The organism is Pseudomonas boreofloridensis, assembly GCF_030580795.1.
GTDB classification, from domain to species: domain Bacteria; phylum Pseudomonadota; class Gammaproteobacteria; order Pseudomonadales; family Pseudomonadaceae; genus Aquipseudomonas; species Aquipseudomonas boreofloridensis.
Genome location: NZ_JAUQOQ010000008.1, coordinates 11,545 through 23,412, shown reverse-complemented (window position 1 = coordinate 23,412; position 11,868 = coordinate 11,545). Strand labels below are relative to the sequence as shown.

Genomic DNA, 11,868 nt, shown 5'->3' with positions numbered 1-11,868 from the left:
GCGCGCGTCTGGGTTTATTCCATTTCCTTGAGCCAGTCGGTCTTCTTGAACCACTTGTCGTGGATACGATCGTAGGTGCCGTCGTGCTTGATCTGGTGCAGGAAATTGTTGATGAAGTTGATGCTGTCGTAGTCGCCCTTCTTCAGGCCGAACGCCAGCGGCTCGTAGGTGAAGGGCTCTTCCAGGTACACCAGCTTGCCGGCGCCGGCCTTGTTCACCGCGACCACGTTGTAGGGCGCGTCGTAGACGAAGGCGTCGGCCTTGCCGTTGACCACGTCCATCACCGCTTCCTGCTCGTTGTCGTAACCGTGGTACTTGGCCTTGCTGATCAGCTTCTTGGCCACCATCTCGCCGGTGGTGCCGAGCTTGGAGGTCAGGCGGTACTTCTCGTCGTTCAGGTCCTTGTACGACTTGATCTCGCCTTGCAGTTCCTTGCGGATCAGCAGGGTCTGGCCGACCACGATGAAGGGCTCGCTGAAGTTCAGGCGCAGGTTGCGTTCCTGGGTCAGGGTCATGCCGCTGCCGATCATGTCGAACTTGTCGGTGAGCAGCGCCGGGATGATGCCGTCATAGGCCGTGGACACGGTCTCCAGCTTCACGCCCATGGACTTGGCCATGGCCTTGAGGATGTCCACCTCGAAGCCGATGATCTCGCCACGCTTGTTGGTCATTTCGAACGGCATGTAGGTCGGGTCCATGCCCACACGCAGGGTGCCGCGCTTGACCGCATCGTCGATGGCGCCGGCCTGGGCGGCGGACACCGCCACCAGTGCCGTGACGCCCAGCAGCATGCGCGACAGGTATTTCTTCATCATCACCAAGTCCCCTAGCAGGAAGTTCGCAGAATCTTGTTGTGTGCACGGCCGTGCCGGCCGCGGCGTTATGTCGGGACGGATGCTAACGCATGCACAGCCTGGGACCTAGGGCCGGAAAGGGACTTTATTGGCCAAATTAGCGCTGGAGCTTGAAAGCAGCGCGGGTGAACCGCCGTAGCGATTCACCCGCGAGAAGACCGATCAGGCGCCCACCAGCGTCGGCTGCCCCTCGCCCTCAGGCTGCAACGGCAACAACGGCGCATGCGGATCGTTGGCGATCGAGCCGCGCCAGGCCTTGATCCAGGCCTCGTGCTGTTCGGCCCAGACCCGTTCGTGCAACCGCGACAGCGCCACCGGGTCGCTCAGCAGCGCCAGGCGGGTGTTGAGGTCGATGCCCTTGGGACCGGCTTCCAGCGCCTTGGCGATGCGCTCGGCGCGCAGCGTCTCGATGGCCTCGGCCTGACCGTGGCGAGCAGTGCCCATGGCGCAGGCCAGGGCGTTCTGACGCGGGTCCACCACCGCCCGGACGAAACCGTCGCGCAGGGCATGCCAGCGGTTCTCGTGGGTGTACTGGTCGGTCGACAGCAGCTCCGGCGGCGTGGCGTATTCCTCGGGAATCAGGAACAGCTGCTCGTCCTTGGCTGCCAGGCCCAGGCGCACGCGGCTGGAAATCACCGACACCGGGATCGACAGCACCAGCGAACCGACGATCGGCGCCAGCCACCACAGGAAGCTCGGGTTCAGCCACGCCACCAGCCCGGCCCAGGCGATGCCCAGCAGGGTTTGCGGGCCATGCCGACGCACCGCCTCGCTCCACGGCGTGGAGTCGTCGTCACGCTGCGGCGAGTTCCAGGTCGCGGCCCAGCCCAGGAACGCGGCCAGCACGAAGCGGGTGTGGAAGATCATCCGCACCGGCGCCAGCAGCATGGAGAACAGCATCTCCAGCAGCATCGACAGGGTGACCTTGATGCGTCCGCCGAATTCGGTGGCGCCCTTGGCCCAGATCAGGATGACGCTGAGCAGCTTGGGCAGGAACAGCAGCACGATGGTGGTGGAGAACAGCGCGATGGCCTTCTCCGGGTGCCACTGCGGCCACAGCGGATAGAGCTGGAACGGCTCGATGAAGTACTGCGGCTCCATCAGCGTGTTGGTGGCCAGCAGCGCCGTGGACAGCACCAGGAACAGGAACCACAACGGCGCCGACAGGTACGACATCACCCCGGTGAGGAACACCGCGCGGTGCACCGGGTGCATGCCCTTGACCAGGAACAGGCGGAAGTTCATCAGGTTGCCGTGGCACCAGCGGCGGTCGCGCTTGAGCTCGTCGAGCAGGTTCGGCGGCAGCTCTTCATAGCTGCCCGGCAGGTCGTAGGCGATCCACACGCCCCAGCCGGCACGGCGCATCAGCGCGGCTTCGACGAAGTCGTGGGAGAGGATCGCACCGGCGAACGCGCCCTTGCCCGGCAACGGCGCCAGGGCGCAGTGCTCGATGAACGGCTTCATGCGGATGATCGCGTTGTGGCCCCAGTAGTGCGACTCGCCCAACTGCCAGAAGTGCAGGCCCGCAGTGAACAGCGGACCGTAGACACGGGTGGCGAACTGCTGCATGCGGGCATAGAGGGTGTCCATGCCCGAGGCGCGCGGCCCGGTCTGGATGATGCCGGCGTCCGGGTTGGCCTCCATCAGGCGCACCAGGCTGCTCAGGCATTCACCGCTCATCACGCTGTCGGCGTCGAGCACCACCATGTACTTGTATTCGCCACCCCAGCGACGGCAGAAGTCGTCGAGGTTACCGCTCTTGCGCTTCACCCGACGGCGACGGCGGCGGTAGAAGATGCGCCCGAAGCCCTTGGCTTCGCGGCACACTTCCAGCCACGCCTGCTGCTCGGCCACGGCGATGTCGGTGTCGTTGGTGTCGCTGAGCACGAAGAAGTCGAAGCGGTCCAGGTTGCCGGTGGCGGCCACCGACTCGAAGGTCGCGCGCAAGCCGGCGAACACCCGTGGCACGTCCTCGTTGCAGATCGGCATGACGATCGCGGTACGCGCCTCGGCGGCAATCGGTTCGTTGCCGGCACTGCTGCCGGAAATCTTGTACTTGTCGCGACCGGTGAGCAGTTCCAGGAAGCCCATCAGCGCGGTCCAGAACCCAGCCGACACCCAGCAGAAGAGGATGCCGAACAGGATCAGGATGGAGGTCTGCAGGGCATACGGCCAGACCTGCACCACGGTGTCCCACAGCGGTTGGTTGACCACCTCGTTGAAGTCGACGAACGACCAGCCCTGGTACGGCAGGATGCCTTTCATGTACCAGCCGGCGACCAAGGTCTGGCCGATCATCAGCAGCAGCAGGATGTAGCGGCGCATCGAGCCGACCCAACGCCAGCGAGCCGGCGGCAGCTCGCGCTTGGGCGGCTGCGGGGCATTGCTGCGGCCGGTCAGGCGACGCCAGATGCGCACCAGCACGTTGGTGCGCCAGGGTTCGGGCAGCACGCGGGTACGCTTGATGGGCGGTGCGATCTTCAGGCTCAGACGCCCGCCCGCATCGACGCCGAGCATCTCGGCCTCTTCGAGCTCGGCGGCGCTGCCGACGGTCAGGCGCGAGCCCACCGAGGCCTGCGCGGCCTCGCGGGCATCCGGCTGGGCCGACAGGCGTTGGTGCAGCTCGCTGAACGAGGCGCAACTGGCCAGTTCGGCGCGCTGCTCGTCGCTCAGGGGGAGGTGGGCCAGATACTCGCCAAGCGATTCCAGCCTTGCGTTGGGATTACTCATCGGCAGGCAACTGGTAGCTCCAGGTCTCGGTCAGCACCTTCTCGGTGGTGGCCGGGGCCTCGGGGGTGGACGCCGCATCGGCGGCTGGCTGCTCGGCCGGCTTCTCGGCCTTCTCGACCTTGCCGTGCTGAGCCTTGGCATGCTTGGCAGCGGCCTTGTCCTGCTTGGTCTCGGCGGCTTTCTCGGCCTTCGGTGCCTCGACCGGCACGTCACGCAGCAGCGCAGCGCGCATTTCGGTGGACTTCTTCGGATCCTTCACCTTCAGACGCAGGGTCAAACGCCAGCCCTTGGTCTCCGGGTTGTAGCGCAGGTTGTTCTCGACCAGGTCGGCGTTGTCGCCAACGCTGACCTGGCTGCGCACAGCGGTGTCTTCAGGCAGTGCGGCCAGGGCCGGGCCATTGAAGTCGACCAGGAAGGCAATGCTGCCGTCAGGTTGACGGATCAGGTTGGCCTGCTTGACGTCACCGGTCGAACGCAGGGTCTGCTTGACCCAGCCCAGGTCCTGAGGCTGGTACTTGGCCTCGTCGATGGTCCAGTGCAGACGGTAGTTGTACTCGAAAGGCTTGCCGGGCTCCGGCAGGGTTTCCGGGCTCCAGAAGGCAACGATGTTGTCGTTGGTCTCGTCGGCGGTCGGAATCTCGACCAGGTCGACGGTGCCCTTGCCCCAGTCGCCCTTGGGCTCGATCCAGGCGCTCGGACGCTTCTGGTAGTTGTCGTCCAGGTCTTCGAAGTCGCTGAAGGCGCGCTGACGCTGCATGAGGCCGAAACCACGCGGGTTCTCGACGCTGAAGTTGCTCACCGCCAGGTGTTTCGGGTTGTTCAGCGGACGCCACAGCCACTCGCCGTTGCCGGCGTGGATCGACAGGCCTTCGGAGTCATGCAGCGCCGGACGGTAGTTCTGCACCTTCGACGGCTGGTTCGGGCCGAACAGGAACATGCTGGTCAGCGGCGCGATGCCCAGGCGGCTGACGTGGTCGCGCAGGAACACCTTGGACTTGACGTCGACGATGGTGTCGTCGCCCGGACGCAGGATCATCTTGTAGGCGCCGGTGGAGCGCGGCGAGTCCAGCAGGGCGTAGATCACCAGGTGCTTGTCGTTGGGCTTGGGCTTCTCGATCCAGAACTCACGGAAGCGCGGGAATTCTTCGCCCGACGGCAGCGCGGTGTCGATGGCCAGGCCACGGGCCGACAGGCCATAGGCGTGGCCACGGCCGACCACGCGGAAGTAGCTGGCGCCAAGCAGGGTCATGATCTCGTCCTGCTTGTCGGCCTTGTTGATCGGGTAGAGCACGCGGAACCCGGCATAGCCCAGGTTCTTGGTGGCGTCGGCATCGTGGGGCACGTCACCGAACTCGAAGCGGCTCGGGTCGTACTTGATCTCTTCGACCTTGTTGGCGGTGATCTCGTTGATGGTCACCGGCGTGTCGAAGTGCATGCCCTGATGATAGAAGGACAGCTTGAAGGGGGTCTTGTCGTTGGCCCACTCGGCCTTGGACTGGATGAAGCGGATCTTCTGGTAGTCGGCGTACTTCATGTCGCGGAACACCGGCGGCAGATTGCTCTTGGGTGCTTCGAACTTCTGGCCGGCCAGATCCTTCGCCTTGGCTGCAACATCGTCAAGATTGAATGCCCACAACTGGCCAGCGCTCATCAGGCCAACCAGCGCTGCGCCTGCCAACACGGCCTTGCGCAGCCGATTGCCGGGGATTCTTGGTGCATTACAGGGACTTACAATCACGAGCAACCCTCGCCGTAAACAGATCATGAAACCAACGGCCAGCGACCAATGCCGGGTTGGCGAGCACTGTTCGGACCCCGCAACCGGGCAATGATTCCCTAGGCGGATCCAGACAATGCTCGAGTCAGGGTGAAACGAACCTGCGAACGCAGGCTCACGCAGCGCGCGATTATCCAGCAGGCTGCGTGACAACGCATCATGCTTAACAAACTATTTATCAGCCAAATCTGCAAAATCTGTAGCCGCGTGCCTGTCCGTGACAGGCAACGCCGCACCTTGGCTGCAAGCCTGATCCTACACGCGCCAGTGCTTCAAATTTGTAACATAAAAGTCACGGGGCCATCATTGACCAGGTGCACTTGCATGTCAGCCCCGAATTGGCCGGTTTCCACCACCGAATGCTGGCCTCGGGCTTGTTGCACAAGGTAGTCGAAGAGTTCGGCACCGAGCGCAGGGGGCGCGGCGGTGGAAAAGCCCGGCCGCAGGCCGCTGCGGGTGTCTGCCGCCAGGGTGAACTGCGACACCAGCAGCAGGCCGCCACCGATGTCCTTGAGCGACAGGTTCATCTTGCCCTGTGGGTCGCTGAATACCCGGTAATTCAGCAGTTTGTGCAAGAGCTTGTCGGCGTGCTCGCGGGTGTCTTCAGGCTCGACCGCCACCAGCACCAGCAGGCCCTGGTCCACCGCGCCCACCACCTGCCCCTCGACTTCCACCCGCGCACTGCGCACGCGCTGCAGCAAACCTTTCATGCTTCTTCCAACGGCAGGTCCAGCAGGCGCCGGGCCATTTGGTCGGCGGCGCGCACCAAGGCGTCGGTGATGCCTGGCTCGGAGGCGGCGTGGCCGGCGTCGCGAATCACCTTCAGCTCGCTGTTCGGCCAGGCCTGATGCAGTTCCCAGGCGTTGTCCAGCGGACAGATCACGTCGTAGCGGCCATGCACGATGACCGCCGGCAGGTGGGCGATCTTCGGCATGTCGCGAATCAGCTGATCCGGTTCGAGGAAGGCATTGTTCATGAAGTAGTGGCATTCGATGCGGGCGATCGACAAGGCACGCTGCGGCTCGGAGAAGCGATCGACCACCAACGGGTTGGGCCGCAGCGTGGCGGTGCGTCCTTCCCAGGTGGACCAGGCCTTGGCCGCCTGCATCTGGGCGATCTGGTCATGTCCGGTGAGGCGTTTGTGGAACGCCTTGACCAGGTCACCACGCTCGTCCTGCGGAATCGGCGCAATGTAATCCTGCCAGTAGTCGGGGAACAGGCGGCTGGCGCCGGCCTGGTAGAACCACTCGATCTCCTGCGGGCGGCACAGGAAGATGCCCCGCAGGATCAAACCATGGACGCGCTCGGGGTGGGTCTGGGCGTAGGCCAGCGCCAGCGTGGAACCCCAGGAGCCGCCGAACAGCACCCACTTGTCGATGCCCAGGTGCTCGCGGATACGCTCCAGGTCTTCGACCAGATGCCAGGTGGTGTTGTTCTCCAGGCTGGCGTGGGGCGTGGAGCGCCCGCAACCGCGCTGGTCGAAGGTGATGATGCGGTACAGGTTGGGATCGAAGTAGCAACGGCTCTGGGCATCGCAACCGGCACCCGGCCCACCGTGGATGAACACCACCGGCAGCCCTTCGGGCGAGCCGCTTTCGTCGACATACAACACATGCGGCGCTTCCACGGCCAGATCGTGCCGGGCGTAGGGTTTGATCTGCGGGTAGAGGGTCTGCATTGCGCACTCCGTGTGGGATTAGTCGGCCGAAGGCCATCATAAACCTGAATCGCGCCAAGAGCATGCCTGTCTCCATCGACATCGGTACGCGAAGCGGCGGCCTGACGATAGCCCCTGCGCCACGCGTATCTGCCAGATCATGTTATGGGGGCAGCGCACAGCCCTGTCCCTAGCATGGGCCCTCCATCACGCGAGGTCCTCCCGATGAACTCGACTGCCGCGACGCCACCGTCGACGTCCTGCGCAACGCCCCCTGCTTCCCAACAACAGTTGATCGCCTGCCATACGCCCGCTTGGATGGTCGCGGCGCCCGCCGACGTCCATTCACGCCTGCGCGCCGCACAGCGCGCTGTGCCCGCCTGGTTCCAGGACTGCCGCTTGGCCCGCCCTGACGCCGCCCGCGCGCTTGCCAGTGCCTACGCCGTCAGCCGCGCGGCCGATGCGGCCGTCGGCAAGCGACTGGAAGCGCTGCCGGACCTGCTGCAGTTCGCCAGAACATTGCTGGTCCCTGCGCTGAAGGCCCGCTTCGGCCTGGCGCTGGATGTCGACCGCATTTACCTGTTCAACGCCAACAAGGCCGTCGCCTACCAGCAGGAGGTCAACGGCGACCCGATCCAGGGCGCCGCCCGGGCCTTCAAACTGGCGACCCAATCGCTGCTGCACTGCGCATTGCAGAACTTCGAGGCCGACGAAGCCTGCGAGGGCGGTCTCGATGCGGCGGGCCTCAGCGCGTTGGTGCTGGACAGCGACCGCTTCGAGTCTGTGATTACCAGCGGCCAGGTGATCGACATCGCGCCCCACGCCTTCGCCGCCCTGTGCCGCGAACTCGACATCGGTGGGAACTACCTGAAGCAGGTCGAAGGCCTGTGCAACGACGGGTCGGCCACCGCCCTCTTCACCCAGGCCCAACGCGGCCAATGGCACCTGGAGGTGCACCGCGCCTACCTGAGTGGAATGCTCGAACACGGGCTGTTCGAAGCCCTGCTGACCCTGGCCGACAGCGGCCAGGCGCAGTACCTCGACAGCCCGCTACGCTGTGCGCGCATGAGGCTGCTGGGCTTCGAGCTGACCGGCGCCGTGGTCATCGGCCTGGTCCCCAGCCCGGAACGTCTGCTGGTCTATGACCCGCTGCTACTGCCTTACAAAGGCCTGCTGCTGACCTATCTGCCGGGCGCGCCGTCGCCGCTTCAAGTCCACGCCACCAGCCAGCAGGCGCAGCGCTACCTGCGCGAACAACTGTCGATCATGGACCTGGGCGCCCTGTCGCGCGCGGTCGCCGCCGCCGACAGCGCAGCCTTCCTCGCCCGACTGCGCGATGTGCTGCAGCCCATCGACTGGACGACGGTCACGCCCGAGCCTGGGCACGGCGGGGCCAGCGCCCAGCGCAGACCCGATCCGAACGCCTGGATCACCCTGACCCTCGCGCCTTTCACCCAGGCCCTCATCGATGAGCGCGTCAGCCAGTGGCAGCAGCGCCTCAGGCAGGATGCGCTGTTCCATGCCGTGCCCAGCGCCGAGGAAGACCGCAAGAGCGCCGCCCGCCGTCGCGCCTATTTCAGCCAATGGGCGAGCGATGCGCTGATGGTGGCCGCCTTCGTGGTACCGGGGCTGGATCAATTGATGCTGAGTCTGTCGATCGCCCAGCTCAGCTATGAAACCTACGAAGGCTTCGACAGCTGGGCCGACGGCGAGCGGGAGCAGGCGCAGGGTTACCTGATGGATGTGGTGGAAAACCTGGCACTGACCGCCGCACTCGGCGCCGCGGGCGCGGCGGCCGGCGCTCAGGCGGCGGTGCCCAGGTCGGCGTTCATCGAGGCGCTTCATCCCGTGGAATTGCCCAACGGCGAACAGCGCCTGTGGAAACCCGATCTACAACCCTTTGCCCACGACATCACCCTGCCCACCAGCCTGCAACCCGATGCCCTGGGACTGCTGCACCATCAAGACCGCACCTGGCTGACGCTGGAGGGCCAGACCTACGCGGTCGGACACTCGCCGCAGACCGACCAGTATCACCTGCTGCCCGCACACCCAGCCATGAGCTACCGCCTGCCGCTGCGCCACAATCGCGCCGGCACCTGGCTGCATGCCCTGGACCGGCCCAGCGCCTGGCAAGGCCCGGAACTGTTCAGACGACTGGGCCCGCTGGGTGCCGCCGTGGGCGATGACCTGCCACTGCGCTTCGCCCAGTTCAGCGGCGTCGAAGACAGCGTGCTGCGGCGGGCGCTCAGCCACCAAGAGCGGCTTCCGGCTTTGCTGGAGGATGCCTTGCTGCGCGTCAAACTCGAACAGGCGATTGCCCAGGACAGCGCCGGGCTGCCACTGGCGCAGCGCCGCAGCGAATTCCAGCGGCGTTATCGGCAACTGCCCAGTACCGAGGTGCCCGGGGCGGCCGTCATCCAACGGGTCTATCCGAACCTGCCCAACGCCGTGACTGAAGAGCTGCTGGGCAACGCCACGGCCGATGAAGTCCAGCAGTTGATCGATGGCAAGGTGCCGCTGCGTGTGGGCGAAGAGATCCGTGTCTACCAACAGCAACTGCGCTTGAACCGTGCCTACGAGGGCCTGTATCTGGACGCGGCACACAGCGCCGACAGCGACCGCCTGATCCTGCACACTGCCGCGCAATTGCCCGACTGGCCGGCCGGACTGGCGATAGACCTTCATGAAGGCGCCATCGATCCACAACCCATCGATCGAGTCGGCCCTGGCGACAGCCTCCAGCGCAAACTCATCACCCGCTACCCGAATGGCTACACCGTCTCCAAACCCTACCCGGACAGCCCGACCCTGCGCCTGCATGCCACGCTTCACGACGCCCTGCACGAAGCGCTCGGCAGTGGCACAGCCGTCGACGCCACCGCCTTGCGCGAGCAGATTCGCCACGCACCCGTGATGCCCCGTGATGCCCTGCGCCGACACCTGGGTCTGCAGCGGCGCAGCTTCAGGTCGCCCATGCGCCTGGCCGATGGGCGCTTCGGCTATCCCCTGAGCCCCACCCCTCGCCCCTTGCTGCATGACATCGGCAACCTGGACGCGATCAACCGCCACTTGCGCCAGCTCGAGGGCCAAGGCTTTTCGCCGGCAATCGCCAACTGGATCCTCAGCAACCTGGCCGATGCGCCAATCACCCACGAAGCGATGACCCAGCGCATCGCACAGTTGCCATCGTCCTCGGCAGTGGAGCTGGACAACAGCCTGGCCGCCTGGCGCGCCTCGCCGGGCCAGATCAGCGATGCCATCACCCGTATCCACGCGCGCAATTCCATCGAGATGGCGATCTGGGGGCATTGGATCGAGCGCGCCATTCCCGAATCCAGTCCGTCCCCCGACACCCTGACGCTGGAGCGCACCTTCATCGCCGAGTTTCCCCAGCAGTTGCCCGAGAGCTTCACCTCAGGGGTCAAGCGCCTGCGCCTGAGCGACGTCTGGATCGCGCATGCGCTCGAGCAGGAGGCGCCGCAGGCGCAGATAGAGGGCCACCTGCACAACCTGTTCCAGCATTTCCCAGCCCTGGAGGCCCTGGAAATCGAGCGCCCGTACGCCAGCGACGCGCCAGCCTCGGCGTTTCGCTACAGCCTTGGGCCGATCAGCGAGCGCTTGGCCGGGCTCAGTGAACTGCGGTTGGTCAATCAGAACATCGAACTGAGCGTGCAGGCCATCGACCGCCTGGCCAGCCCCGAGGCCATGACCTACCTGGACCTGGGCGGCAATGCCCTGATTGCGCAAGCCGATGCCCAACTGTCGCCGTGGCGCCTGCAATACCTGGGACTGGAGCGCATGGCGCTGACGCACTGGCCAGCCTGGCTGAGCCTGGACGCTCTGGAGCGGATCGAAGCGGTGTCCTTGCTGAACAACGACCTGCACCAGGTGCCTGCGTTTCTGACCCTCAACGAGCAAAGCGATACCTTCCACACCATCGTGTCGCTGAGCGGCAATCCGTTGAGCGAGGCGCACATGCGCAATCTCATGTTCAGCGAGGATGGCCTTGCGCGCCGGTTTCATTTCAATCTGGCAGCGCCCCTGCATCTGCTGCCGGAACTACAGACGCTGTTCAACCAGCGCACTCAATTGCGCGAAGCGCTGTTCAACTGGGTGAGCAGCGCGTCGGTGCAGGGCGGTGCCACGCAACTGCGTTGGCAGATCGCCAATGACTTGAGCGGCTACTGGGAAGCGCGGGTTCGCGGTGCACAGACGCCACTGCACTTGATCGACCTGGCGCTGGAGCACTTCCCGCCGGTGCTGCCCAGCGCTTTCGACCAGCAAGTGGACCACCTGATTCTCGAGCGCCTGAATGGCACGCCAGCGCAGTTGGACACGCTGCTCAGGCGCTTCCCACGGCTCTCGACGCTGGCCCTGTACGAAAACATCCAGTCCCTGCAACACGTGCCAACGGCCATCACCGAGCTGGCTTCGTTGGTCGAGCTCGAACTGGTGAACCAGGGGTTGACGATCGACAACGACGACCTGCAGGCCCTGCTGAGGCTACCTGCACTCGAATCGCTGGACCTTTCCGACAACAGCGTGAGTCCTGCGCTCAGCGGGCCTTTCCAAGTTGCCAGACGCCTGGAAAGCCTGTCGCTGAGCAAGACCGGAATGACCGCCTGGGCAGACTGGCTGTTCGATGTGATGCCTCGGCAGATCCTGGACCTGGACGACAACCAGATCAGCCGCTTGCCAGACTCGGTGCTCGGCGTGAGCACAGTCGACACCGGCAGGACGCGTGTCTCGCTGATGGGCAACCCGCTGGAGGCCGATATCGTGCAGCGACTGGAAGATCCCGAAAGCTTGCACCTGTACCTGCCGCACGACTACCGACCTTGAGCGTC

6 protein-coding genes are annotated in these 11,868 nt (G+C 65.1%); 1 reads left to right on the top strand and 5 read right to left on the bottom strand.

The window, feature by feature from the left end; translation table 11 throughout:
* Positions 1 to 14: 14 nt before the first annotated feature.
* The 5 genes from Q6A47_RS11775 to pip form a co-directional block, all read right to left on the bottom strand.
* Positions 15 to 812 carry a transporter substrate-binding domain-containing protein gene (locus Q6A47_RS11775; protein WP_029612516.1) on the bottom strand — a complete coding sequence of 266 codons (798 nt, stop codon included), beginning with the start codon at positions 810 to 812 and terminating at the stop codon, positions 15 to 17.
* A gap of 204 nt (positions 813 to 1,016) precedes the next feature.
* Positions 1,017 to 3,584 (bottom strand): glucans biosynthesis glucosyltransferase MdoH, encoded by a 2,568-nt coding sequence (mdoH, locus tag Q6A47_RS11770; protein ID WP_304484405.1) that lies wholly within the window; start codon positions 3,582 to 3,584, stop codon positions 1,017 to 1,019.
* A complete protein-coding gene (locus Q6A47_RS11765; protein WP_275898075.1) occupies positions 3,577 to 5,322 on the bottom strand; it encodes a glucan biosynthesis protein G in 1,746 nt (581 codons plus the stop codon). The genes mdoH and Q6A47_RS11765 overlap by 8 nt, the downstream gene beginning before the upstream one ends.
* A 311-nt stretch (positions 5,323 to 5,633) precedes the next feature.
* A complete protein-coding gene (gene dtd / locus Q6A47_RS11760) occupies positions 5,634 to 6,071 on the bottom strand; it encodes a D-aminoacyl-tRNA deacylase (protein ID WP_116887407.1) in 438 nt (145 codons plus the stop codon).
* A complete protein-coding gene (pip, locus tag Q6A47_RS11755; protein WP_116887406.1) occupies positions 6,068 to 7,039 on the bottom strand; it encodes a prolyl aminopeptidase in 972 nt (323 codons plus the stop codon). The genes dtd and pip overlap by 4 nt, the downstream gene beginning before the upstream one ends.
* 204 nt (positions 7,040 to 7,243) lie before the next feature.
* Between pip and Q6A47_RS11750 the strand changes: the two genes are divergently transcribed.
* Positions 7,244 to 11,863, top strand: coding sequence for a dermonecrotic toxin domain-containing protein (locus Q6A47_RS11750; RefSeq protein ID WP_304484404.1), 4,620 nt, complete (start codon positions 7,244 to 7,246; stop codon positions 11,861 to 11,863).
* The last annotated feature ends 5 nt before the right edge of the window (positions 11,864 to 11,868 follow it).